20 protein-coding genes are annotated in these 25970 nt (G+C 57.5%); 3 read left to right on the top strand and 17 right to left on the bottom strand.

Translation table 11 applies throughout. From position 1 onward, the window contains the following. Nucleotides 1–237 precede the first annotated feature (237 nt). The 5 genes from HMPREF7215_RS06465 to HMPREF7215_RS06450 form a co-directional block, all read right to left on the bottom strand. On the bottom strand, nt 238–894 hold the full coding sequence (locus tag HMPREF7215_RS06465) for a ribonuclease HI family protein (RefSeq protein WP_009164932.1): 657 nt from the start codon (nt 892–894) through the stop codon (nt 238–240). After that, entirely contained in the window at nt 894–1406 is a 513-nt protein-coding gene (locus HMPREF7215_RS06460) for a hypothetical protein (protein WP_040550720.1), read from the bottom strand. Before HMPREF7215_RS06460 ends, HMPREF7215_RS06465 begins: the two co-directional genes overlap by 1 nt. 243 nt (nt 1407–1649) lie before the next feature. Next, complete coding sequence (locus HMPREF7215_RS06455) at nt 1650–2810, bottom strand: sodium ion-translocating decarboxylase subunit beta (protein ID WP_009164929.1); 1161 nt, start codon at nt 2808–2810, stop codon at nt 1650–1652. Nucleotides 2811–2887: 77 nt separating this feature from the next. Beyond that, nucleotides 2888–3016 carry a hypothetical protein gene (locus tag HMPREF7215_RS13915; protein ID WP_009164928.1) on the bottom strand — a complete coding sequence of 43 codons (129 nt, stop codon included), beginning with the start codon at nt 3014–3016 and terminating at the stop codon, nt 2888–2890. Nucleotides 3017–3373: 357 nt separating this feature from the next. Then, the gene (locus tag HMPREF7215_RS06450; RefSeq protein ID WP_009164926.1) at nt 3374–4411 is read right to left on the bottom strand and encodes a 3-oxoacyl-ACP synthase III family protein; all 1038 of its coding nucleotides are present in this window, start codon (nt 4409–4411) and stop codon (nt 3374–3376) included. A 290-nt stretch (nt 4412–4701) separates the two neighbouring features. On the opposite strand from HMPREF7215_RS06450, the gene HMPREF7215_RS06445 reads away from it, so the two are divergent. Both HMPREF7215_RS06445 and HMPREF7215_RS06440 read left to right on the top strand, forming a co-directional pair. After that, nucleotides 4702–5289, top strand: coding sequence for a chromate transporter (locus HMPREF7215_RS06445; RefSeq protein WP_009164924.1), 588 nt, complete (start codon nt 4702–4704; stop codon nt 5287–5289). Beyond that, nucleotides 5286–5852 (top strand): chromate transporter, encoded by a 567-nt coding sequence (locus HMPREF7215_RS06440; RefSeq protein WP_009164923.1) that lies wholly within the window; start codon nt 5286–5288, stop codon nt 5850–5852. Before HMPREF7215_RS06445 ends, HMPREF7215_RS06440 begins: the two co-directional genes overlap by 4 nt. Before the next feature lie 145 nt (nt 5853–5997). Here HMPREF7215_RS06440 and HMPREF7215_RS06435 read toward each other — a convergent pair whose 3' ends face one another. From HMPREF7215_RS06435 to HMPREF7215_RS06390, 10 genes are all read right to left on the bottom strand, one after another. Further along, nucleotides 5998–6399: a hypothetical protein gene (locus HMPREF7215_RS06435; RefSeq protein ID WP_009164922.1), complete on the bottom strand. Its 402-nt coding sequence runs from the start codon at nt 6397–6399 to the stop codon at nt 5998–6000. Between the two features lie 138 nt (nt 6400–6537). Beyond that, nucleotides 6538–8361 carry a glutamine--fructose-6-phosphate transaminase (isomerizing) gene (gene glmS, locus HMPREF7215_RS06430; RefSeq protein WP_009164921.1) on the bottom strand — a complete coding sequence of 608 codons (1824 nt, stop codon included), beginning with the start codon at nt 8359–8361 and terminating at the stop codon, nt 6538–6540. Between the two features lie 280 nt (nt 8362–8641). Then, nucleotides 8642–10012: a phosphoglucosamine mutase gene (glmM, locus tag HMPREF7215_RS06425; protein WP_009164920.1), complete on the bottom strand. Its 1371-nt coding sequence runs from the start codon at nt 10010–10012 to the stop codon at nt 8642–8644. A gap of 24 nt (nt 10013–10036) precedes the next feature. Next, nucleotides 10037–11254, bottom strand: coding sequence for a CdaR family protein (locus tag HMPREF7215_RS06420; protein WP_009164919.1), 1218 nt, complete (start codon nt 11252–11254; stop codon nt 10037–10039). 10 nt (nt 11255–11264) lie between these two features. Next, nucleotides 11265–12092 carry a diadenylate cyclase CdaA gene (gene cdaA / locus HMPREF7215_RS06415; protein ID WP_009164918.1) on the bottom strand — a complete coding sequence of 276 codons (828 nt, stop codon included), beginning with the start codon at nt 12090–12092 and terminating at the stop codon, nt 11265–11267. Between the two features lie 101 nt (nt 12093–12193). Next, nucleotides 12194–13963, bottom strand: a complete 1770-nt coding sequence (gene pyk / locus HMPREF7215_RS06410; protein WP_009164917.1) for a pyruvate kinase — start codon at nt 13961–13963, stop codon at nt 12194–12196. Continuing rightward, the gene (gene dnaE / locus HMPREF7215_RS06405) at nt 13953–17420 is read right to left on the bottom strand and encodes a DNA polymerase III subunit alpha (protein WP_009164916.1); all 3468 of its coding nucleotides are present in this window, start codon (nt 17418–17420) and stop codon (nt 13953–13955) included. The genes pyk and dnaE overlap by 11 nt, the downstream gene beginning before the upstream one ends. Nucleotides 17421–17474: 54 nt before the next feature. Beyond that, nucleotides 17475–19397, bottom strand: coding sequence for a DNA polymerase III subunit gamma/tau (dnaX, locus tag HMPREF7215_RS12420; RefSeq protein ID WP_009164915.1), 1923 nt, complete (start codon nt 19395–19397; stop codon nt 17475–17477). 73 nt (nt 19398–19470) lie between these two features. Further along, on the bottom strand, nt 19471–20415 hold the full coding sequence (locus HMPREF7215_RS06395) for a M48 family metallopeptidase (RefSeq protein ID WP_156797460.1): 945 nt from the start codon (nt 20413–20415) through the stop codon (nt 19471–19473). A gap of 300 nt (nt 20416–20715) precedes the next feature. Continuing rightward, nucleotides 20716–21852 (bottom strand): 1-phosphofructokinase family hexose kinase, encoded by a 1137-nt coding sequence (locus HMPREF7215_RS06390; protein WP_232205536.1) that lies wholly within the window; start codon nt 21850–21852, stop codon nt 20716–20718. 394 nt (nt 21853–22246) lie between these two features. Here HMPREF7215_RS06390 and HMPREF7215_RS06385 point away from each other — a divergent pair, with 394 nt between their 5' ends. Beyond that, complete coding sequence (locus HMPREF7215_RS06385; RefSeq protein ID WP_009164912.1) at nt 22247–22825, top strand: GDSL-type esterase/lipase family protein; 579 nt, start codon at nt 22247–22249, stop codon at nt 22823–22825. Between the two features lie 25 nt (nt 22826–22850). Here HMPREF7215_RS06385 and HMPREF7215_RS06380 read toward each other — a convergent pair whose 3' ends face one another. Together HMPREF7215_RS06380 and lpdA are read right to left on the bottom strand one after the other, a co-directional pair. Then, nucleotides 22851–23849 carry a lipoate--protein ligase gene (locus tag HMPREF7215_RS06380; protein WP_009164911.1) on the bottom strand — a complete coding sequence of 333 codons (999 nt, stop codon included), beginning with the start codon at nt 23847–23849 and terminating at the stop codon, nt 22851–22853. 350 nt (nt 23850–24199) lie between these two features. Next, nucleotides 24200–25921 carry a dihydrolipoyl dehydrogenase gene (gene lpdA / locus HMPREF7215_RS06375; RefSeq protein ID WP_009164910.1) on the bottom strand — a complete coding sequence of 574 codons (1722 nt, stop codon included), beginning with the start codon at nt 25919–25921 and terminating at the stop codon, nt 24200–24202. Between the last annotated feature and the right edge of the window lie 49 nt (nt 25922–25970).

Raw genomic sequence — 25970 nt, 5'->3', positions numbered from 1 at the left:
GCTCTGCAAAAACTTTTAAGTCATATAGACGCAATCGAACACGTATCATAATACCACTTTCAGCATTTTTGTGGAGCTCATTTTCATTTATTCGTCCCAGGATTTTGAGATTTTTATGAACAAAAATATAAGACGATCCGCGCCTTTCCGTCATATTTTCGGCAACGTGCCTGATTTCACCGGATAAACCACGCACAAACAACAGAAGCGGCTCGCCCCAAATCATCGAAAAAGATACTACAGCACAGTCGGATTTTTCATTAAAACAAGCTCGATATGCCGACAACGGCCAGTTTTGCGTCCCTCCTTACAGGTGCAGCAGCGATGCGCTACGTCGACGGCAAATTCTTCGCCGTTCTCTTTCACGAGCCATACCTTCGCTCCCACGTGCCGAAGTTCAGGTCCTCCGGGCATTCTCGCCGGCAGCTCCGGGGCTGCGGCGGAAATGTCAGCCTGTTTTTCAGGAATCGGCTCGCCGGGATCCGAAGGCGCGCTCTCGATGAATTCGCCCTCGTCCAGCGCCACGTTGGACAGACGGTCGGCCTCGGCGTTCTGGGCCCGCGGCACCCAGCGGCAGCGCGCCTGCAGAGCGCGGATACGCTCGATGATCGGATCGGCCAGCGCTTTCAGACGAGGTTCTTTGATCTTCCACTGCCCCGTCACCTGCGATATCACCAGTTTGCTGTCGCCGCGAATCTCCGCGTTCTTCAGGCCGCGGCGTTCAAGCTCGTCGACCAGCAGGCTCAGCGCCATATACTCCGCCTCGTTGTTGGTCTTCATGCCCAGCGGCAGCGCACGGCGCCAGATCGCCCGTTCGCCGTCGTAAATCACCATGCCGGCGCCGGCCTCGCCGGGATTACCCCGCGAGGCGCCATCAAAATGTGCTCGAATCATCAGGATCCTGCCTCCTTGCTCGTTTGCGCGCGCAATGGCGGATGACGCCACAGCGTCGCGCAGATCACGGGGAATGCTCCCATCGCACGACAGCCGATAACCGCCAGCACTCTATCCAGTCCCACGCGCTCCGACAGGGGGCCAATCAACGACGGCGGCACGCAGCCGGCAGAAAACAGGCTATGGGCACAAAACGTCAGCGTGAAAATACTGAAAAAATCAGAGGACAGCCTCATACGCTTTTTCTCCCGAACGAAAAAATAATACCTGCGCGGCCGAGTCGGCGAGATCGCCTGCAAAGCGACGCCGCCCTTCAGGAACGACGTCATCACATGTTGACATTGTACACCTCGGATTGCATAAAAAACTTTTTCCTCCATGATCGCAAATAAACCGTTTTCAACGGGAGGAGCGCTATCCCATGAAAGCGCGCACAGAACTTCTCTCTGCCGCCTTGGCGCCGCGCTGTTTTGCACTATCGTCGGCCGTTTTTCCGCGGGAAGAGACGACATTCCCTGCCATGGCTCCCGAAACGGGCTGATACTATTCTCCTTAATCGAAAAAAGCCGAACACGAGGGCGCCGCGAGCGAGATTCACAAAGCGAGCTGCGCAGCAGTCGAGGCAGTTCTGAGCGACCGAACTTCCTCGCAGCGCCCAGAAAACTATATTAACACTTTCTATCAAGAATCAGTATGACAGTCCACAAAAAATCCTCCCGTTCGCGAACGGGAGGATTTTTTGCAGACTGCAGAACTCAGTGAGACAGCAGCGTCAGCATGACGGCCGCGGCGACGGCCGTGCCGATGACGCCGGCCACGTTGGGCCCCATGGCGTGCATCAGCAGGAAGTGTCCGGGGTTCTCCTTCTGACAGACCACCTGGACGACGCGGGCCGCCATGGGAACGGCGGACACGCCGGCAGCGCCGATCATCGGGTTGATCTTGCCGCCGCTCAGTCCCTTCAGGATCTGTCCGAACCAGCAGCCGCCCGCCGTGCTGGCCATGAAGGCGATCAGCCCGAGGACGATGATCTTGATCGTGCCGAGGGTCAGGAACTTGTCGGCTTCCATCGTGGCCCCGACGGTCAGCGACAGGAAAATCGTGGTGGTGTTCATGATCGCGTTCTGGGCCGTGTCGCTGAGGCGGTCGGCGCAGCCGCACTCGCGGAGCAGATTGCCGAACATAAGCACGCCGATCAAAGGCACCGACATGGGCAGGATCAGACCGGTCACGACCGTGACGACGATGGGGAACAAAATCCTTTCAAGCTTGCTGACGGGACGAAGCTTGTCCATCGTGATGGCACGGTCGGCCTTGCTGGTGCACAGCTTGATGATCGGAGGCTGGATCAGGGGAACCAGCGACATGTAGCTGTACGAAGCCACGGCGACCGCGCCGAGAATCTGAGGCGCCAGTTTCGAGCACAGATAGATGCTGGTCGGCCCGTCGGCGCCGCCGATGATGGCGATCGAAGCGGCTTCCTGTACGCTGAAGCCCAGCATCATGGCGCCGAACAGGGCGATGAAAACGCCCAGCTGAGCGGCGGCGCCGAGGAGGAACGTGATGGGGTTGGCCAGAAGCGGGGTAAAGTCGGTCATGGCGCCGATGCCCATGAAGATGATGACGGGGTAGATCTCCTTGACCGTGCCGAAGGACATATAGTACAGGAATCCGCCGGCCTGCGTCTCATTGCCCAGAGCGTCGAGCACGGGCCCGGAGGTGATGCCCGACAGAGGCAGGTTGGCCAGAAGGCAGCCAAACGCGATGGGGATCAGCAGCAGCGGCTCGAAGCCGCGGCCAATGGCCAGGTACAGCAAGACAAACGCCACCAGCAACATGACAATGTTGCCGCCCGTCAGCCCCGCAAAGCCGGACTCGCCGACAATGCGGGCAAACGCTTCAGAAACAACGCTCATAATTTTTTCCTCCTTGGAAAAATCACAAGATTATGCGGCCCGAGCCGCTTTCAACCGTTTTACGCCCTCCGCAAGCCTTACTTGCGGCCGGCGCTGACGATACGCATCGCGTAAATCACGCCGGTCAATCCTGCGAGCACGAGAAAAACGACGCCGAACGCAATCGCCGTGAGAGCCGTAGCCCCGCCCATGCCGTCAAAGACCATTCCGTTCACCTCCGCCCAAGAAAAAACTATCGAATACCAATAAATACAAGCTATTAAAAAACTTCATCATAGACGCGATGCGAATAAGAATAGCGGAAAAAGAGCTCAGCGTCAAGACAAAAAAGGCTAAGAGAAGTTAAACGCCAGCGGAAAAGTTTCACAATTTTTCAAGCGCCGATAAAAGCTGCGCAGCTGGCGCTGCCGTTTCGGCATTCTCGCGCTGCGTCGCGCCCTCGCAAACGAAAAAGACAGCCATCCCGGAAAAACGGGACGCTGTCTTTTCGTCACAAGCGGCGACGCCGCGAATTAAAACGCGAGAAGTCCGCGCTGTCGCTCCGCCTCGGCAATTCTCGCCGGCTATTCTGCGCCGTCGTCCGTCCCCCACTCCACCAACACCGTCCCCCACGACAAGCCCACGCCGAAGCCGGACAACAGGACCTTCATGCCCGCTTTCAGCCGCCCTTGTTCCGCGCATTCGCCCAGCGCGATCGGGATCGTCGAAGAGACCGTGTTGCCTTTGTCTTCAAGGCTGATCACAAACTTGTCCTCGGGGAAACGCATTTCGTCTCGCACCTGCTCCAGCAGAAGCCGGGACGCCTGATGAAAAACGATCAGGTCAAGCTCCTCTTTTCCGACGCCGGCGCGTTCCAGGCAACGCTGCACCGAACCGGGAACTTCTCTCAAGGAGAACTCGAGCACCTGGCGGCCGTCCATGACCACATTCTCCTGGCTGTGCACGTTGCCGAAGCGGTTCACCCGCTCCACGGCCGTGCTTTCCGAACGGGGCAGCGCCGTCTCCCCCGCTTCGATGATGATATCGCGAAGCCCCGAGCCATCGGTGCCGAGGTCGAAGCCGGTGACGCGGTCGCGCTCGCTCGCCTCAAGGAGCGTGGCCGTATAGCCGTCGCCGAAAATGGTGCGGATCGCCTTGTCGTGTTTGTTGACATAGCGCGTCACTTCGTCGCCGGTGATCAGCAGCACGCGGTCGGCGATTCCGGCAGCGATGTAGCCCTTGGCGATGGAGAGCCCGTACACGTAACCGGAACAGCCCAGTTCGTAGTCCACGGCGCCGCAGCTTTTCCGCAACCCCAGCTTGTGATGGACCACGCACGCAGTGGCGGGCGCGATGTAGTCGCGGGCCTCGCAGCAGACCACCAGCATGTCGATGCTGTCGCGGGAAACTGCCGGGCGTTCGGCAAAGAACTTCTCGCCCGCCATGGCCAGATAATGGGACACGGGCTTGTCGACGTCCGCGATATGACGTCTGACGATGCCGGTTTTCTTGTAAATTTTTTCGGGCGTCCACGTGCCAAATTCCCTGACCAGATCCTCGTTGGTCTCGAATCGCTCCGGCAGGCACCAGGAAATGCCTCTGACTGACATACCTCTGTTCATGCACTCAGTTCCTCCTCTATTGTGATCCAACGTTTCCGCCGCACAAATTTTATGACTTGGTTTTAATGGCTAGTGTTAAATTTTAACCGATGCGGGGGCATTTCGCAACGCCATCTTAATTACATAATCCAACCGATACCCTTTCGTCGGTACAGATCCTCAATTTTGTATCGCGAAACACGAAAAACATTTTCATTGACAGGGCGCGACAATTCTGCTACCGTTCAGACCGTACGAATTCGCCGTCTTTTCAGCGGCGTTTTCAACTTCGAGAAAAGAGGCATCCTCCAGTGGAATCACAGATAGAAGAACAGGCAGAAAAAAAGGAGCTCGGGCTTTTTTCGATCTTCATGATGATCTTCAAGATCAGCGCCTTCACGCTCGGCGGCGGCGCCGTGCTCATCGGCCTGATCCAGGAAGCGGTGAACCGCACGGGGCTGGTTCCCGAAGAAAAAACGGCCGACATGCTGGCGCTTTCGCTGGCGGCTCCCGGCGCGATGGGCATCAGCATGTCCTATCAGGCGGGGCTGGCGCTCGGCGGCCCGGCCGGCGCGGCGGCGGCCGTGTTCGGCATGGCGCTGCCGCCCTTCATCGCCATTCTTGTGCTTTCCAGCTGGCTGCTGGCGCACATGGGCTCGGGCTACATTTCCGCGTTCTTCAGCGGCGCCACGGCCGGCCTGGTGGTCGTGCTCGGCGCCATCGTCTGGAAGCTGGGCAAGAAAAACGCTCTCGTCAGCGTTAAGGATGCCGCGATCTGCCTGCTGGTCGCCGCGGCGGTGCTGATCTTCAAGGTCTCCGCGGTGTGGGGACTGATCGGCGGCACGATCGTGGCGCTGATCGTCAACCTGCTTCTCGAGAAGGAAGGGAAAAGGGCATGACGGATCTGATTGCCCTGTTTTTCATCTTCGCCAAGGTCAGTCTGCTCACCTTCGGCGGCGGCCTGGCGTCGCTGCCGTTCCTCTATGAAGTCTTCGTCACCGAAAAGGCCTGGCTGACGGCCGGCGTGTTCAGCGAGACCGTCGCGCTTGCGCAGATGACGCCCGGTCCCATCATTCTCAATTCGGCCACGCTGCTGGGCTACCGCTTCGCCGGGCTCGCCGGCTCCATTACCGGCACAGTGGCCGTTGTCGTCGCGCCGCTGCTGGTGGTGATGGCGCTGGTGTGGATTTTCGAGAACGCTTCCGGCGCGGCGCGCCTTTGGGTCGACCGCATCCGCGTCGCCATGCGCCCCGTCGTGGTGGGGCTGCTGGCCGTGGCGCTGTGGACGGTGGCGCTGCCCGTGCTCCATCGCCGCGAGCTCTGGGCCTTTGCGGGATTGAGCGCCGCGTTCTATTTCGCCGTCCCGTTCCTGCGCAAGTACCCTCAGATCTTGCTGTTCGGCATGGCGCTGCTGGCCGTCGTCCTCTACGCCCTCGGCATGGCGTCGCTCGCCGCGGCGTAATCTTTCGAAAAACTGCTCTCGCTTGAGAGACACGTGACGCGCGCTTAAAAACGTCCCGCTGAAAAGGCCGTTCGCGCCGGGGAAATTTCCCGGCGCGAACGGCCTTTTGTCTTTTTTCCTCTTCATTTTTATCCATCGGGCCGTTTCAGGCTGCGGAAGGATCCAGCCGTTTCACGACCAGCGAGTTCCAGTTCAGCAGCGTCAGAAGCCGTTTCGCCGCGGCGCCCGTCTGTTCCTGCGAATCGCCGATCAGCACGATCTCGGCGTCGGAGGTGATCCCCGCCGCTTCCAGCCGCGCGGCGGCGTCGGCTCCTTCGAGCTGAGCCGGCGTCAGAAAGACTTCGAAAGCGGCCGGCGTCCGTTCCGGCGAGGGCGCGCCACGCAGATCCACGACGAAAAAATCTTTTCGTCCGGCGCGCTCCGCCACGTATCGCGCCGTGACCGTTTCGACGTTTTCCATTTTCCGCATTTTCATGGCGTGGTCGGCGCGCCAGCCGAAGCCCATGAAGATGCCCGCGACGGCCATCAGGAACACGCTTTTTCTCATGGTGCGTTCATCCTTTCCCGAAGACTGCGTTTATTGTACAAAAAAGAGGAAGCGCGCGCAAACCGCTTTCCGATCCGCCACTTCCGCAAAAAAGAACGTTCGGAACCGAACCATTCCGAACGTTCTTTTTTAATTATTTCATTCGACGGTGACGCTCTTTGCCAGATTTCGCGGCTGATCGATATCGCAACCGCGCAGCAGCGCGGACTCGTAAGCGAATATCTGCAGCGGCAGGACCGTCAGGAAAGGCGTTAACTCGGCTTCGGTCATCGGTACCTTGATCGTTCCCGCCGCGTCGTTCACGTCGGGAACGTTTTCCGTGGTGACAATGATTACCGGCGCTTTTCTGGCGCGAGTTTCCTCCACGTTGGCAAGAATTTTTTCCAACAGATCGTCTGCGGGCGCAATCACTACGACGGGAAGTTTCTCGTCGAGCAAGGCGATCGGGCCGTGTTTCATTTCTCCGGCGGCATATGCCTCCGCATGGACGTAGGAGATCTCTTTCAGCTTCAGAGCGCCTTCCATGGCCACCGGATAGGAAACGCCCCGCCCCAAAAACAGAAAATCCCGCGCCGCGCCGAATTTGCGGGCCAGCGCTTTGACGGAGTTTTTCAGAAGCAGCGTCTGCTCCACCTTGTACGGCAAATCCTGCATCGCTCCAGCGAGGCGTTTTTCGTCCGCGGCGGACAGTTCGCCGCGGAGCTTGGCCAGGTACAGCCCGGCCAAAATCAGCACCGCCATCTGCGCCGTGAACGTTTTCGTCGCCGCCACGCCGATTTCGATGCCGGCGTTCAGGCGGATCACGTCGTCCACTTCACGCGCAATCGATGAATTGGGGGCGTTCGTCACGGCGACGGTGTAAGCCCCCGCTCCCTTTACATGCCGAAGCGCCTCGAGCGTGTCAAGGGTCTCTCCCGACTGGGATACGAAAACCGCCATGGTATCCCCGTCGGCTCTGAGCGGTCGATATCGGTATTCGGAAGCGATGTCGACGCGAATGTCGATCTTCAGATATTTCTCCAACACTCGCTGCGCGACGGTTGCGGCATAGAAGGACGTGCCGCAGGCAACGAGATCCATTCGCTTGAACGTCTTGGCCTTTTCAGGCGCGATCCCCCACTCGCCGCCGAGATCGATCAGGTCGCTTGCGGTACGGCCAAAAAGCGCGCGACGCAGGACGGAGCCCTGCTCGTTGATTTCTTTCAACATGAAATGCGGGTAGCCGGCTTTGTCGATCATCGCCGCGTCCACTTCCACGGAAACAGTGCGGCGCTGGTGCGCAACGCCGTCAAGATCCCAGAACTCGGCGCCCGATGTGCTCAGACGACAGATCTCGCCTTCGTTCAAAAAGATCACTTTGTCCGCATGCTCGACGATTGCCGGGACGTCCGACGCGCAATACGCTTCGCCGTCTCCCAGAGCGACGACCAGCGGCGCGCCTTTCCTCACGCAGTAGAGTTCATCCGGTCGATCGCCGAAAACAAGCACAAAGGCAAACGCTCCGCGGCACTTCTTGAAGAGCCGGCACAGGGCTTTGACAGGTTCTCCGTCATAGAGCCGGGCAAGAAGCTGCGCCGCAACTTCCGTATCCGTCTCCGAGCTGAAGTGCACGTTCCGAGCGACGAGTTCGTCGCGGAGTTCCTTGTAGTTTTCGATGATCCCATTGTGGACGAGAACCACCGTATGCTTCTCATCGGTGTGAGGATGGGCGTTCGCCGTCGTCACGCCGCCGTGAGTGGCCCAGCGAGTGTGCCCGATGCCGATGTTTCCGCTCAGGCCGCCCGCTCCGACAAGTTCTTTCAGCTTCGCCACCTTGCCCACGGTTTTGACCGTCCTGAAGGCGCCCTTCTCGCAGACGGCTACTCCCGCAGAGTCGTACCCGCGATATTCAAGGCGCTCCAGCCCTCGAACGACAATCTCGCAGGCATTCTTGGCGCCGACATAACCAACAATTCCACACATACTGAGCAACCTCCTCAGCATTGAAGGGCCTCCGCCGTTTGTTCCCGGGTCGCCCCGGGGTTTTGTGACGGAGGTTCATGGCTCCCCTTCGCCCGCCACGAAAGCATCCGCCGAATGGTTCGATCACTTTCGTCCTCGTCGACTGTCGCCGCGGAGTGAGAAGCGGTTCAGTCCTGGCGCTTCCGTTCGTTCGTTTCCTCCCGGCGTTTATATTATCACAAAAACGGGGAGGATTGAACCGTACGGTCCAATCCTCCCCGTGCGACAAGCGCGGCGGGCTCTAAAGAGCGCGAATCATCGCGCCGAACTTCTTCGACAGCGACGCGAGCGTATCGCGGTCCTTGCATTCCACCAGCAGACGGATCAGCGGTTCCGTCCCCGAAGAACGCAAAAACACGCGCCCGGTCGTCCCCAATTCGCGATTCGTCTGTTCGATGGCATTTCTCAATTCCGCGTCCTGCATAACCTTATCCCGATCCGAGACAGTGATATTCGTCAGTTCCTGCGGGAACGGATCGAAACGGTCCACCAGAGTTTCAGGCACTTCCCCCAACTCGCGGCATGCGCGCAGGAAGGCGAAGCCCGTGCAGAGCCCGTCGCCGGTTCTGACGTAATGGTCGATGATCACGTGCCCGGATTGTTCGCCGCCCAGTCCGGAAGCCGTGCTTTTCATCATGTCAAGAACGTATCGGTCGCCCACGGCACAGCGGAAAACCTGAATTCCTTCCTTGCGCAGATGATTTTCCAGAATGCCGTTGCTCATCACCGTCGCGACGACGCCACTGCCGAGAATGCCTTCCCGCTGCAGCCAGCGCGCCAGAACCCAAAGCACGATGTCGCCGTCGATGACCTTGCCCTGCCGGTCGACCAACAGGACGCGATCGGCGTCTCCGTCATAAGCGATGCCGATATCGGCGTCATTTGCCCGCACCGCCTCGGTCAAAGCCTCCAAATGCATGACGCCGCTTTTCTCGTTGATGTTCAGTCCGTCGGGCTCGGCGCCGATCAGCACGCTCTCGCACTCAAGCTTTTGCGCGATCAATGGGACGACGGTCGAAGCGGCGCCGTTGGCGCAGTCGAAAACGATCTTCATGCCGGAAAGGCGATCGCTGTCGAGGATCTGGAGCACGCGGTCGGCGTACATGATCGCAAAACCCTCCTCCGAAACCATCTCGCCGATGGAAGCTCCGGAAGGCCGCCAGTCGTCGATCAGGTCGTCCCCGAGATAATCCTCGATCTCCAGCTCTTCGCTGTCGCGCAGCTTTTGTCCCGCGCCGCTGAGAAATTTGATGCCGTTGTATTCCGGCGGATTATGGGAAGCGCTGATGATCGCTCCGCCCTGCGCTTTGAAGAAAAGAACTCCGTAGCTTACGGCCGGAGTCGGGATCACGCCCAGCAAAATAACCTCGGCTCCCGCGGACATCATTCCCGCGACAAGCGCCGATTCCAGCATTTTGCCCGAACGCCGCGTATCGCGCCCGACCACGATCTTGGGGCGCGGCGTGCCGCGCTGAATCAAAAACAGGACATACGCCCTTCCCAGACGAAGCGCCATCTCCGGAGTCATAGATCCCCTGTTGGCGATGTCGCGCACTCCATCGGTGCCGAACAGACAGCGACAACGCGGCGCCGGCGTGCTTTTAACATCCATTCGTTTCTCCTCCCTGAGAGCAGATTATTGAGACTGCCGCGTCACCTTTACGGTCAACGGTTCAACGCCGACCGATTCGACTCCGGCGATTTCTTTTCGTTTCAGATGGACCGGCAGGCGCATCGACGGAGCGACAATATTGGAAACGTCGACGAAAGCCGTCAGTTCAAGATCTTTCAGCGTCAAGTCCTGCAAAACATTGGCGGTCCCCTCGACATACACGGTCACCGTCGCCGGTTCGACGGCCCAGCGCACATCGGCGGACGCGCCCGTCACCGCAATGGGAATCTCTTCGTAGTCGCGGGTGTCGTTCAGCGTTTTCACTTCCACGTTCACGGTCACGGCCGGAGAAGAAAGCAGCGACAGGCCGGCGGGAACCTCCGCAATTTTCGTCTGTATGGAAGCGCTCTTGGAAAGGCGCGCCAGGTTGATCGGCTCCGTATAAAGCTTGGCGACCTGATCGAAAGCTTCCGCCCGTCCTTCGACAAGAATGGTCTCGGGGACCACCTTTGCGGAAAGGAGGCGAAGGCTCGGCGGCAGAGTGCCGCGAGTTCTCACTTCCACGGGAAGTTCCTTGCGCGGTATTCCCTGATAGTAGGTTGCGGACACGGTCACGTCGGCAGGCGAGAAATCCAGTTCCACCCCGCTGGGGGATCTGAGCGGAATGCGCCAGGCGCCGCCTCGGAAAAGTTCCTCCAGAGTCGGCCGCACGGAAATTTCGTAAATCGAGGAAAGCTGATCTTCGCGCCCGTGAGCCACCACCACGTCCGGATCCGCTGCGGCGCCGTCCATGACGTATCCTTCCGGCATGTTCTCCGGAGGCAGGATCTTGACCTTGAGCTCCTTGTCGATCATGCGCGCCAGCTCGATTTCGACGTCCTTGGGAACGATCTGCGCCACGTTCATGCGAGACGGCGCTTTGAAATGAATGGGCACGGTATGACGCCCGGCGCTCAGATCTTTCAGATCGACTTCGGAGGTGAGCTGGGAGTTTTGCAGGACGTTCATCGCCCGACGCTCGCCGTTCAACGTGACGACAACCGTCCTTACGGAAGGGAAAAGTGCGAGGTCCGCGGGGGGGTTCAAAAAATCGAGGCGCACTTCATACGTCTTGGCAATTTCCTCGTTGCGATTGCCGACGACGTAGAACCACAAAACAAACGAGAGGATCAACGAAACAACAACCAAGAAACTTCTGGAAGAAAGCCAATCGTCAAGACGGGCAGGCTGATTCTTTTTCATCGCCAATCACCTAATCGTTGCCGCCAAAAGAGCGCAGCTCTTCCTTGAGACTTTCCAGAACGCCCTGCTGCTCCTGATCCTGCCCGGAAAAATAGTGGACAAGATATTTTTTCAGCTGTGACTCTTTCAAATTTCTCGAGATTCTTCCGCCGATCGCCAGCGAGATCTCGCCGCGTTCCTCGGAAACGATCAACGACACCGCGTCGGAGACTTCGGTCACGCCGATCGCGGCGCGATGCCGCGTTCCCAGCCAGCGGGACAGATCCGCATCTTCCGTGAGAGGCAGATAGCATCCGGCGGAAATGATCTGCTCCGTGTCGATGATCGTGGCCCCGTCATGAAGCGGGTTGTTCGGCCAGAAAATGGCGATGATCAGCTCTTGAGTGATATCCGCGTTGAGGAGCACGGCGTTCCGCCAGTAATCCTTCAGCCCCGTCCCCCTCTGCAGGACGATCAGCGCGCCGATTTTATGCGCGCAGCAATACATCAGCGCCTTCGAGACTTCGTCGGCGACGACTTCAGCCCGTTTCAACGCTTTGCTCCGCCGCCACATGCTGCCGCGGCCAAGCTCTTCGAGGATGCGACGCAGTTCGGGCTGAAAAATGATCGGCACGATGATGAGCAGCGCGCTGAATCCTTGGGTCAAGATCCATGAAAAAGTATCCAGATTGAGCCAGCGCGCGGCAAAAGAGAGAACAACAAGCAGGAAAAGGCCCTTGACCAGCTGTATCGCCCGTGTCCCGACCAGAAGACTGAGCGTCTTATAAATAATATAGGTTACCAGTGCTATATCGATGACATCCTGCCATCTGAAAAATTTCAGCACGCCTACGGACAAGAACAACACTCCTTTTCCGGCTCATTTTTGTGATATTTTTGGAAGAACCGCTAAATCATATCACACAACCCGTCGCAAAAACATCGCCCCTTCGCTCAAAATCACGCGCCGGTCCGTGCGCCGGTATTGACGACGCCCTTATAGACAAGTCCCGCTTTGGTGTCGACCGTCACAACCATTCCCGTCCGGAGCGACGCAACGGCCCCCTTGGCGCCGACGATGCAGGGCAACCCCAGCTCCAGAGAAACGATCGCCGCATGGCTGGTGAGACCGCCCTCTTCCGTCACCACGGCCGAGACCTTATCAAGATATTTGACGTAGTCTTTTGTCGTGCTGCCGGTGACCAGAACATCTCCATTCTGAATTCCCACCAGATCCTCGACCTTTTTGACGACGAGAACCCGGCCGGTGACGACGCCCGGCAGCACCGGCAGCCCTCTGGCCACAATCTGGCCGATCGTATAAACGCGCAGCATGTTCGTCGTCCCGGAAACGCCCAGCGGCATTCCGGCAGTGATCACAAGCATATCGCCCTCTTCGGCGTAGCCCCGCTGCATGACGGCTCGCACGGCGTCCTTGATCGTTTGTTCTTCGGTGCCCCCTTCCGGGCACATGACAGGGAAAACTCCCCAGTACAGGCACATTTCACGGCAGCTCTTTTCCGACGGAGTCACGGCCAGGATCGGACATTCCGGGCGGTATTTGCTGACCATGGTCGCGGTCGAACCGCTGCGCGTCAGCGACACGATCGCGCGCGCCCTCAATTTTCGCGCCAGTTCGACGGCCGCCATGCTCACGCCGTCGGGCACGCTGTCCTCCAGCGTCGGAACCGCAAAGGGTCTTTGCCAGCGAACAAGGCCTTCCTCCGCCCGGTGGACGATTCGCGCCATGGTCTCAACCGCGCGGACCGGATATTTTCCGGCCGCGGATTCACCGGACAGCATCACCGCGTCCGCGCCGTCGAGAACGGCGTTGGCGACGTCGTTCGCCTCCGCCCGCGTGGGACGCGGATTGCGGATCATCGAGTCCAGCATTTGCGTGGCCACGATCGTCAGCTTTCCCCGGCTGCGGCAGATGTCGATGATCTGTTTCTGAACCAGGGGCACGTCTTCCGTCGGGATCTCCACCCCTAAATCACCGCGCGCGACCATCATGCCGTCGACGACGTCGGCGATCTCGTCGAGGCGTTCGACCGCTTTTCGGCTCTCGATTTTCGCGATCAGCTTGATGTCGCCGCCGGCTTCCTCGATCACGCGCCGGACAGCCAAGACGTCGTCGCGATTCCGCACGAAGGAAACGGCAATAAAATCGACGTCGTTTTCCACGCCCCAGAGGATGTCGGCCTTATCCTTGTCGGAAAGCGTCGGCAGGCTGATCTCCGCATCGGGAACGTTGATTCCCTTTCGGTTCGACAGCAGGCCTCCGACGATCACCTTGCAGACGAGCACGTCGCCGCGGATCTCGACGATTTTAAGATGGATCGTGCCGTCGTCGATAAAGACGTCTTGCCCGACGGCACATTCGCGCGCCAGAGTCGGATGGGTCACACAGACCCATTTGTCGCAGCCGCGGCTGCCGTCGTCGGGACGCAGCTCAAAAAACTGCCCCTGCTGCAGCGCTACCGGCTGATCGTTTTCGAGCAGCGTCGTGCGGATCTCCGGGCCTTTGGTGTCGAGCATGACCGCTACGGACGTTTTTTTCTCCGCGGCGACATCCCTCACCAAATGAAGCGCCTCCAGATGGCTCTCATGCGTTCCATGGCTGAAATTAAGCCGGGCCACGTTCATGCCGGCATCCACGATGCCGCCGAGAGTTTCCCTGTTGAGACTCGCAGGCCCAAGGGTGCAGACGATTTTAACTTTATGCTCCATAGACTGGCGTCTCCTCTCTGTCGCCGGGAAACGAAGCGCCGATCCGCGCTTCTCCTCTTCCAAAAAGCGCGACAAGATCGTCCTCAAGCGCTCTGGACGAGGTCACTCTTACATTCGGCAGCGCTATGGCCGCGGTTTCGACATCATCATCGACTTTGAGAATAACCGTCTGCCGGCCGCGATGTTCTTTCAGCATCGTCAGGAATTTTTTCTGCGGGATCTCCCTCAAAGCGTCCAACGACAGGCAGATCTCCACGTAATTGTGATCTGAAGCGTCATTTTCAAGCGGTTGAACGTCCGTTGCGATGATCGTTCTTTCACCGCGGTCGTCCGGTCGCCCGGTGACAAGGTAAGGCTTGCCTTCGAACAACGTCGGCTTTATTTCAAGCCATGACTTTCCACTGCGCGCTTTGGGGAAACAGATCACCTTGATCTCGTCCTCGCCGTCGTCAATGCTGAAGATTCCCATGGCGTCTCCCCGCTTCGTCATTTTTTCCTGCCACCCCGACAGAAGCCCCGCAAAGGTCGGCGTCGTGGTGTCGCTTTTCCAATAAGGAAGGTCGGCGATACGGGCGTTCGCTTTTTGCGCTGCCAAGCGGCGGAATCCATCGAAAGGGTGCCCCGAGATGTACATGCCCAACGCTTCTTTTTCCATTTCCAGCTTTTCCGTTATGTTCAGATCGTCAACTTCGGCGAGCTCCGGCTGGTCTTCGGACGTCATATCGCCGAAGAGCGACCCTTGATCGCCCTGCGAATCCCGCCTCGAAGCGACTTCAAACAGGTTGTCCAGCGACGTCAAAAGCTGCTTCCGGTTCGAGTTCAGGCTATCGAAGGCGCCGGCCTTGATCAGGCTTTCAATGACGGCTTTGCCGACGCTGTGCTTGTCGACGCGAACAATGAAATCCCAGAAGCCCTTGAAAGGGCCGCCTTCTTCTCTGGCTTTGAAAATCGAGTTCAAGGCCGCTTCCCCGACTTTTGTCACGCCGCCAAGGCCGAAACGGATTTCATTCTTCGTCGCCGTAAAGTCCGCATAAGACTGATTGATATCCGGCGCCAGGACGTCGATGCCCGAGGCGCGAACCTCGCGCACGTACTCGGCCATGACTTCCTTTTTCGCGCCGATCTTGCTGGACAGATACGCCGCCATGAACTCCTTGGGGTAATGCACTTTCAGCCATGCCGTCTGATAGGTGACGAGGGCATAGGCAGCGCTGTGAGACTTGTTGAACCCGTAGCCGGCGAATTTCTCGATAATGTCGAAGATCTCCGCGCCCTTCTCGGCATCAATGCCGTTTTTGGCCGCGCCGTTGATAAAGATGCTGCGGTGCTCGTCCATGACGGATTTTTTCTTCTTGCCCATGGCGCGGCGCAGCAGGTCTGCGCCGCCCAGCGTATAGCCCGCGAGCGTCGAAGCGCATTTCATGACCTGTTCCTGATAAAGCACGACGCCGTACGTTTCGTTGAGGACCGGTTCGAGCAGCGGGTGCAGATAATGAACTTCTTCGCCGTGCTTGCAGTTTACATATTGATCGACCATGCCGCTTTCCAGGGGGCCGGGTCGGTACAGCGCCAAAATGGCGACCAGATCGGCAAAGCGGTCGGGCTGCATCTTCTTGATCAGGCGGCGCATCCCCGACGACTCAAGCTGAAATATGCCCAAAGTATCCGCATTTTGCAGGAGCCGATAAACTTCGGGATCGTCAAGCGGCAGGCGGTTCAGATCGCCGAGAGTCGTGCCGTTGCGCTTGACGTTGGCGACCGCCTCTTCAAGGATCGACAGCGTCTGCAAGCCGAGGAAATCCATTTTGACGAGGCCGAGGCTGGCAACGGGGTCCATGGAAAACTGGGTTGCGACCTGCCCCTCTTCGATCTGGCGCACGGGGACGAGATCCGTCAATGGCTTGGGGGTAATGACCACTCCCGCCGCATGCTGTGAGCAATGACGCGCCAACCCTTCCATGCTGCTCGCGGAAGTCAGCAGCTTCGATATTTGCGAATCGCTCTTTTCGAGATCCTGCAAGTCCGGCGTCTGTTCCACAGCTTCCTTTATGCTCTTGGCGCCGTCAGGTACCAGGTTGGCAACCTTGTTGACGTCTGCATAAGGCATTCCCATGGCGCGCCCGACGTCTTTGATGGCCTGCTTGGATTTCATGCGGCCAAAAGTGATGATCTGCGAAACGTTCTCCACGCCATATTTATCAACCACGTACTTGATCAGCCGGTCGCGCCCTTTGTCGGAAACGTCGGTATCGATGTCGGGCATGGAAACTCGCTCGGGATTGAGGAACCGTTCGAAGATCAGGCCAAACCTGATCGGATCCAGCTCGGTGATCTTCATGGAATAGGCCACCAAAGACCCGGCCGCAGAGCCGCGCCCCGGCCCGATGGGGATGCCGTGGGATTTGCAGGCGCCGATCACGTCCGCGATAATCAGAAAGTACCCGGGAAATTTCATCTGCTTGATGATTCCCAATTCGTAACTCAGACGATTCTCGTATTCGTCGGGGATCACTTCGACGCCGAGACGTTCTTTCAAGCCACTGCGGGCCATTTTTTCAAGGTATGTGTCAAGGGTCATCCCTTCCGGGATTTCGAACTTTGGCAGCAAATAATCTCCGGTGTTCAGGGCAAAATCGAAATGGCACCGCTCCGCGATCCGCAGCGTGTTCTCCAGAGAGTCGGGAGCCTCGCTGCCGAAATACCCCCACATCTCCTGCGCGGATCTGAAATAGAAGTCGTTCACCCTGAAGGACATGCGTCCAGGATCCGTGATGACCTTTTTCGTGCCGACGCACAGCAGCAGTTCGTGCCAGTCATAATCGCTGCTGTTCAAATAATGGGCGTCGTTCGTCGCAAGCAACGGGAAGTTGTTCTTCCGCGCCATCTCGATGATCATTTTGTTGACTGCGACCTGTTCGGGAAGCTGGTTGGGCATGATTTCCAGAAAGAAACTCTCCGCCCCGAAAATATCGCGGTACATCTGGGCGCGTTCCAGCGCCCCTTTTTCGTCCCCTTCAAGCAAAAAACGGGGAATCTCGCCCGCCAGACAGGCCGAAGAGCAGATCAACCCCTTGCTGTATTGGGCCAGCAGCTGGTGATCGACGCGCGGCTTGTAGTAAAAACCTCTCGTATTGGCGATCGATACAAGTTTGATCAGGTTGTGATAGCCTTCATCGTTCTCGGCAAGCAGCAGAAGGTGGTTGTATTTTTTTTCTTTATTGTCGATGCCATCGGGGCTGACATACATTTCACAGCCGATGATCGGCTTGACGCCCGCGCTTTTGCACTGCTGATAAAATTCGACGGCTCCATACATCACGCCATGATCGGTCATGGCCACCGCCGGCATGCCCCATTCGGCGCAGCGCTTGGCCAAGTCGGCGCAGCGTATGGCGCCATCGAGAAGGCTATATTCGGTATGTACGTGCAGATGAACGAAATTCTTCTCTGCGGACATAAAAATCTCCTTTCGTGTCATACAAACAAGTTCAAACGTCCGGCTCTCTGCATCTCAGGAATCATTCTCGTCGGGGGCGTCGTCAGTACTTTCGTGGGGGCGGCAATACAACAGATCCCCTTCCATGAAGGTTCCCCGCAGATAATCTGCGAGCGAGCTGTTTTTTGAAGGAGTAGCGGTTGCGTTTTTATCGGCACGAGCGTTTCTTTTCTCAAGACGCTCCGGAGCGGCCGCTTCCGCGTCACGGCGCAGAAAACCCGCATACGGCGAGTCCTTCCCGGGCTGATCCTCCGCGAGCGCCAGCTGCAGAGGCGTGTTCTCGGGAGCACGTTCCGCGTCGAGATGATCAAAACGCTCAACGCGGCTTCCACATTGGAGTTTTATGGACTGAATCTCCAGATCGTTCAGGTGCAGGACCGACTGAGCCGCTTTGGCCATGCGCTCGCTGTTCAGCGTCTCGTATGCCTGAACGTCGTCTTCGTTCAACAGGATGCCCAATTCCTGCCTCTCCCGATCATAAACGATATCCGCAAGGCATAAGGGCACCGCGACGTTGGGCTGCTTTCCCAAGGCAGAAAGAAGAGCGTCTTTCACATCGCTGTGAAGAGGAGCCAAACTGCCGACGGTCTCCGCAGAAGGAACTTCCGCCGCAGAAGGGGAAGCGCCGCTCTCAGCGCGGGCAGCTTGTTCGCGAGGCGGCATTTCCGTTTCAGGAGCGGTTTGCGCCTTCTGCGCTGCCGAAGGCGCGCTCTCCGGTAGACGGCTCCGTACCGGAGCGGACGCGGGCGCACCCGTATCGCGCGCGCCGCTTCGAATCCGCGCCGCGCGTCCCTCAGGAGAGACATTGGTCGCCGACGCGGCCGTCTCTACGTCCGGCAACGACACTTCAGAAACGGCGCTCTTCAGAGTCCAGCTGACCAACAGCCCGCACAGCACATCGATCGAAAGTCCGCGTCGGACCTGAGGCAAGAGAGAAGCAATCCGCGCCATTAATTCTTCAAGGTGCGGCAAAGACAGAAAATCTTTCTCCTGCGCCAGCCATTGACGCTCTTCTTCCGAAAGCGCCAGTGCGCGCAGGATCTTCTCTCCCCAGCGCTTTTGCAGCCATAGATTCCGCACGCACGCAAACAGCACCGACAGGAAACGTTCGGGCTCCGCGCCCGAACGAAAGAGACCTTCCAAAATGGGGAGCGAATTCTCCGGCGTTGCATGACTGCCGGACAGCCATTGACGAATCGAAGACGAACTGCCGCCCCCCAAAAGCTTATCCACCGTCTCCCGCGTCACGCTGCCGGCGCCCAAAGCGATCGCCTGTTCCATCAGGGACAGCGCATCGCGCATGCCGCCTTCCGAATTGCGGGCGATCTCCCACAGCGCTTCATCCCGGGCATCGATACGCTCCGCTTCCGAGACCTGCTTCAAACGATTGACGATCTGCTCCAAAGTCATGCCGTGGAACGGAATATGCTGGCAGCGCGAGCGAATTGTCACGGGCACTTTGTGGGGAGCGGTCGTTGCCAGAACGAATATCACGCGTTCAGGGGGCTCTTCGAGCGTTTTCAAAAGCGCGTTGAACGCGCTGATCGACAGCATGTGGACTTCGTCGATGATGTAAACTTTATACGGACAGGTGAACGACGCCAGAGCGACGTGTTCTTTGAGATTGCGAATCTCGTCGACGCTGTTGTTGGAAGCGCCGTCTATCTCAATGACGTCAAGACAACTTCCCTCGCGGATGGCCCGGCACGTTTCACATTCATTGCAAGGTTCGGCTCCCGTTTTGGACGGGCAGTTTACCGCTTTTGCAAAGAGACGCGCAACGGTGGTCTTTCCACAGCCTCTCGGGCCGGAAAAAAGATAGGCATGACCTATCGCGCCGCTTTCAATAGCACGTGTGATCACGCCAATTGCCGCGGACTGGCCGACGACGTCGGAGAACTTTTGCGGTCTGTACCGCCTGTAGAGGGATATATACACTTTTCTACCTCCAGAATGGGGCACGTTATATAAGTACTTTATAAGACATCTCTACGTTCGCTCCCCATTCGCCTTACAGGTTGTAATTCGCCATCGGATGCTTCTTTCTCGCTTCCGTCAAAGCTTTTACAAGCTGTAAACGAACGTGCCCCAAAGAATCTGCTCCTTTGGGCAAGGGCTCCCGTAAAACGCAGCTCACTCCGATATAGACCGCCGATGGACGGCCGCCGGCCTCGTCGACGCGAATATCGTACACGGGAGTTTCTATTTGCAGAGCGCGCTGCAGAACCATCCGCGCTCCCTCAAAGATCTGTCTGGATTCGGAAGAGGCCGGGGCCTGCACGATCACCGTATCGTCAACTCTCAGCAAAAGCCGGCCTCCCTCCTCGCCGAGCCGAGGAATCAGCAGTTTGAGGACGTCTTTGCGCTGAATTTTATGCCCTCTGCTTTCGACAGCGCTGGCGATGTAATGGATGCGTTCCGATATTTTGGGATGGTCGCGATAAACGCCGGGATCAACCCATGGCTGCTTCAGCTCTTCCGCAGCAAGACTTTCCATGACCGTGACGCCGGCGGACAGTTCATATCCCGCATTTTCGGCGATGGTCACCGCGCCGAGGTCAGCTTCCTGTTCAAGGTCCCGGCTGTAAGCATTCGAAACGGCAACGGCCGCTACGTTGGAAAGGACCATCGCGGCGCCCGCTCCCCGCGAAGCGACGGCGATCGCCAGAGCCGCAAGCGAAAGCTTCTGGTTCCGTTCCATCTGGATGATTCCGTGTTTCCCGTCGGCGTGACTCAACTCGTGGGCCATGACAAAAGCGAGCTCTGCATCGGACCTGACGAAATCTATCAGACCGGTTGTGACATAGATGTTGCCGCCGGGGATACAGAACGCGTTCGGCGATTTTTCTTTCACGACATGGACATTATATGGAAGCGGGCGTTTCACCCAAGGCGTCAAACGATTAAAAATGCCTCTCACGCGAGCAGTCACAAGAGGATCTTCAACAAATTCCATGTTTTTGGCAATTTCTTCGGCGACCCTCGCGCCAATCGCAACTTCCCGCTTCACGGAAGCTTCGATCCCCGACTCTTTCTTCCTGCGCGCAGAGGCCGGCTCCGTACAGCCGCAGACAAGCACGCCGAACAGCAGAAAAACGGATATGCAGAAACGCTGTTTTTTTCCGGGACTGAACACGGATCATCCCTCTTTTCTCTTTAACGGTCTCGATACCGCGCCTCTCCAGAGCGCCGCCCGAGAGGATGGGCTTCGCTTCGAGGCTTTACGGCGCGCAGATTTTTTCATTGGAGGCGAGTATTAATCCAGCTTTTCCAGCGTAACTTTATCAATATACGGCTCTATCGACGCACGCCCTTTGATGTTTTTGTCCACATGGGTAGAGCTCTCGATCGCGCACGCCATGGCAAAGCGAATCGAATCTTCCGTGCCCATCCCTTCGGCATCCGCAATCACCATCCCGGTGACGAGAGCGTCCCGCGCTGTAAACAAAAAGGCTTGGCTTTTGTCCCGTGTCATCTTCGCGAGATAAGTCCCATGGGAAGTGGCGAAGACATCGCCGTAAACCTGATACGAGACCACGCCCCAGGGGATCCCCATCTCGTGGACTTTATGCGCGGCCGCCACGTAAGCCTCAAGAGAGTCCACCGGCCTGCCCGCCAGATGCTCGATCTGCGTATCGGGAACTTTCGCCATGCGGGGCTGCGTCTCCAGAGCCATCAGAAACGGGGAACCATAGGCGTCGATATACACCGGCAAGCCGGCTTCCTTGGCCATCAGCGAAAGTTCCTTATAGGTTTCTTTCGGCATTCCCGCCGGGAGGGAGCCGCCGATGACGACCGCCGACGCTCTGTTGATCATGCGCTTGTAATTCATGAGAAACCTTTTGCGCGCCTCATCGTCAACCCGGGGGCCTTTTTCGTAAATACTCGTTCCCTCGTCGGGATTTTTCAGGGAAAGATAAACATTCGTACGCGTCTCTCCCTGAATATGCACAAAATTCGTCGTCACATTTGCCCGGCGCAGCGCGTCGCGAATGTATTCACCGTTGAAGCCGGCCAGGAACCCCATTGCCACGGCACTGTACCCCAGTTGCGTCAGCATCAGAGCCACGTTGACGCCTCGCCCTCCCGGCATCCTGAGGGTAGCATTCGCCCGGGACCAGCTGCCCAAAACGATCTCGTCAAGCAAATACTCTTCATCCACCGAAGGGTTCAACGTTACAGTCACTATCATCGTCATTCCTCCATTATTTAGAAAGCCACGTGAAAACTTATACAGGGAATTCATCCTGATCTTGACCAAAAGAGTGAATCGCAGCCGCAAAGCGCGCTCTCCAGACCATGCAGCAAACGAGCACGCTTGAGCGACTGGATTCTCCCGGCATGTCGTCGGCTCGCCGTCAATCCGTCCTCTCAAAGAACCGGCATCAATCACAGACAAGGAGAAAAAACTCTTTGAAAGAAACACTCCACGCTAAATCATACCACGTTTATGGGCGCTGAAACAGTTTTACAGTTTTCTTCAACATGACAATTTCTCACGAAAAAATCAACGCAAAGAAAGCCCAAAGAGAACCGCGAAACAAATAAAAGAGCCTGTCTCGCCTCTCGCTTTTTTGCGAGTTTCGAGACAGACTCATCGTATTCCCTTCTTTTCTTTTCTATGCCATGAAGAGTACAATAAAACCGACTTCAGGAAAAGGAGTTGAAAACAACAGGGCGCAAAGCAGGAAGACATTCAGAGAGCACACTTCCTCACCTATGGATTGAATGGCGGGCTCGCCGCTACGAACAACGGCATCAATTTATTACAAAGGAGCGGATAGAAGATGCGCGTATATTGTCTTGGAGACAGCACGACCTACGGCTTCGGAGTTTCCCGCCGCGAAGCCTGGCCTGCCCTTGTCGGCGCGGCGACCGGTCATGAGATGATCAACGGAGGGGTCAACGGCGACGCCACGTCGGGCATGCTTGCGAGGTTTTGCGTCGACGTTCCCCGGCTCAAACCGAACGTCGCTGTTCTTATGGGAGGCTGCAACGACATTTTCCTGACGGGAAGCGACAGCACGGCGCGGTGCAATATGGGGTCGTTGGTCCAGCAGGCATTATCCCTCGCGATCATCCCCGTAATCGGCTTTCCTGTTCCTTTCGAGCCCAGCTTGGTACGGGACGACTGGTCTCTTCTGACGGATTTCCGTTCAGCCGCAGAGATCCTGCGCCAATATGTCGCATGGCTGCGCCGTTACGCCGAAGTTTTTCGGGTGCCCTTCGTGGATTTCTGGGGGCTGTTCGCGCAAATGCCAGATCCTCGGAGAACTTCATTCTACCTCGACGGCCTCCATCTGACCGCCCAGGGACATAAAATGATGGCCCATCTGATGGCCGAGGAGCTGAAAAAACTGGTCTGACTTTCGCCGCTGCCGTCTCGCCAGGTCATTCAGAGAGAAAAGCCCGAAGCTGAGAGGGGGCAACGCCGATAAAGCTGCCTTTGAGGAGTTCGTCGGGTAGAATCTTCTCAAGCCCCTCAAAAGGATAGGGACGCCCTTGTAAAAGCAGCTCCACTTTTTCCGTGCCAAGATAGCTGAAAAAGTCGCCGTAAAAACGGCAGTTCTCCACGACGCCGTCCATCACCGACAGACAGAACTGCACGGTTCCGCCGGGAAAACGCCGCTTGTCCGTAAAATCGAACTCCGGAGAAGCCCCCCAGTTCCAGTCCCAACGGGAGTATTTTTGAGCGAAAAGCTCTTCCGCTTTCTCTGCTTCGTCGTTCGAAGGCGTTCTGACCGTTTCAGCCCGATAAAAGGAAATCAGCTCGTCGGCAAAGCCTGACTGAAATTCTTCCATGGCAACGGGGTTTTTCAGACAGGGCAAAAGGTTCGTCACGCGGCTGCGTACGGATTTCAAGCCCTTGGACTGAAATTTTTCAGGATCCACTCTCAAGGAGTCCACGACGTCCTCCAGCCGAGAATCAAAGAGGATCGTGCCGTGATGGAGCACCACGCCGCCGCCTGAATGCTGCGCCACGCCGGAGAATTTGCGTCCTTCGAGGGTCACGTCATTTCGGCCCGTACGCTCTGCCCTGACTCCCAGCGACGCAAGATAACCAAGCAAAGGTATCGAGAAAGAATGGATGTCCAGCGTAGCCGCGTCTTCGGTGGGAAGAATGACTGTGTAATTCAGATTTCCCCTGTCGTGGTAAACGGCTCCGCCGCCCGTAATACGGCGCACCACGAAGACATTCCGTTCCTGGGTGAATTTCCGGTTCACCTCTTCGGCCGTATTTTGAAAACGCCCCACCACCACCGTGGGATCGTTGCTCCAGAGCATCAGAAAACCTTCCTTGTCGCTCTGCGCCTTTAGAAAAAGGCTTTCCTCCAAGGCCAGATTGCGCCGGGGATCGTGATTGTCGTTCAATACATAGGTGAAATTCATCGTCCTACCTGCCCCTGTCTTTAAGCGTCGTCCGCAGTCCGTGATTCCTCGTAAAAAACACAGAGACTCCGTAAGCTGCCAAGTTCAGCCTCTAAGCCATTCACACTCATTCACAACAGAAATTCTCCGAGGAAAGGCCAAGGTCAAGCCACTAAGCGAGTTACGCAGACTCCACAGCGGTCGAGCACGTCCGAGCGAGTGGACTCCCTCGGGGGCGAGACAATTCGTTTGTCGTCTTCCAGTAAGAAACAGCGTGAATCCATCTTATGGGAAGCGCTGCATCAATTAAGACAAGAGAGGATGGTCGTCGCACGAATCACCCTCTCTTGCTGAATGCATCCTCAAATTGTCTATGCCTGTGGCGGCAAGTGTATGGCTCTGCCCTGCAGATCCAGCGTCGCTTCGGCGAGCGCTTCGCCCACCGTGGGATGGGCGTGAACGGTAGAAATGATCTCGTCCGCAGTCGCCTCAAGTCTGAGCGCCAGGGCACCTTCGACGATCAGATCCGTAGCATGGGGGCCGACGATGTGAACGCCGAGGATTTCGCCATATTTCTCATCGGCGATGATCTTGACCATGCCATCGGTTTCGTTCATGATCAGACTTTTGCCGTTCCCTATCAGGGGGAACCTCCCGACTTTGATCTTGCGTCCCGTTTCAACAGCAGCCTTCTCGGTCATGCCCACCCAGGCCATTTCAGGAAGAGTATAGACGCAGGATGGGACGGTCTTATAGTCCATATCACAGGAGGCCCCCATGATATTTTCCGCCGCGACCTCCCCCTCCGCGGAAGCCACATGCGCCAGCATGATGGGCGAGCAGCAGTCGCCGATGGCGTAAATGTTCCTGACGGAAGTTTCCATCTTTTTATTAACGGCGATGCGGCCGCGCTCGGCCTTCACTCCCGCGGCATCAAGGTTCAGAGCTGCCGTGTCGGCGCGCCTGCCGATGGAAAGAAGAACCTTGTCGGAGCTGAACTGCAGCTCTCTGCCCAGAGAATCGAGCACATGGGTCATCACGCCGCTCGAAATGGAGTCAAAACCAGTCACCTTACAGCTCGTATGGATTTTCACCCCAAGGGCTTCCATGCGCTTGCGGACGATGACTCCCATTTCCTCGTCGGCAGGGGGAAGAATTGCCGGCATCATCTCGACGACGGTCACATCCACGCCCAGAGTCGCGTACAAGCAGGCAAACTCCATGCCGATCACGCCTCCGCCCACGATAAGGAGCTTTTCAGGCAGTTTCGCGAAGGAAAGGGCTTCGGTACTCGTCACGATGCCCTCAGACTCGATTCCCGGAATTGCAGGAATCACGGGAGCCGAGCCGGCGGCAATCACAAAGGCATCGGCCTGGATGGTCCTGCCCGACACTTCGACGGCGGAGGAAGAGAGAAAATGAGCTTCGCCGGAGACGACGGCAACTTTATTGGCGGTCAGAAGCCCTGACACCCCATCTACAAGCTGCTCGACGACCGCGTTTTTTCGATTCTGAACGGCAGCCCAATCCACGCGAAGGCCGCTGCACAGGACGCCGAAATCCGCCCCGTGTTTCATCTCGCCGTAGAGTTCGGCCGATTTGACGAGAGCCTTGGTGGGAATGCACCCCACGTTGAGACAAGTGCCGCCCACTCTCTCCCTCTCCACGAGTGTGACGTCGGCCCCAAGCTGCGCCAAACGGATGGCGCAGACATAACCGCCGGGGCCCCCGCCGATGACGACGACTTTTTTCTTGCCGGCGGAAGACGCTGCAGAGGAGACCGCGGCCGGGGCCACGGACGTCTCTTTCCCGTCTGAAGTCCGCGGCGGCGCAGACCTCGAAGAGACGACCTCGCCGGCCTCGCCGACAAGCGCAACTTCCCCACCCACCGCAATGCTGCAGTTCTCGGGCACCTCAATTTTAAGAAGCACCCCGGAGACCTCCGACTGATATTCATAGGTCAGCTTATCGGTGGACACGACGAAAAGAACTTCGCCGACGGCAACAGCGTCGCCTTCAGCCTTGTTCCATTTTGAAATGGTGCCTTCGGTCATCGTCAGGCCAAGCTTAGGCATGGTGATGGATTGAGCCATTGATCTTTATCCTTCTTTCGCAATATCTAAAATACAAGAGGAGGAACCG

It is taken from the genome of Pyramidobacter piscolens W5455 (assembly GCF_000177335.1).
GTDB classification, from domain to species: Bacteria; Synergistota; Synergistia; order Synergistales; family Dethiosulfovibrionaceae; genus Pyramidobacter; species Pyramidobacter piscolens.
Note: the sequence above shows the minus strand (reverse complement) of the source record. Positions and strands in the feature narration are given on the sequence as shown.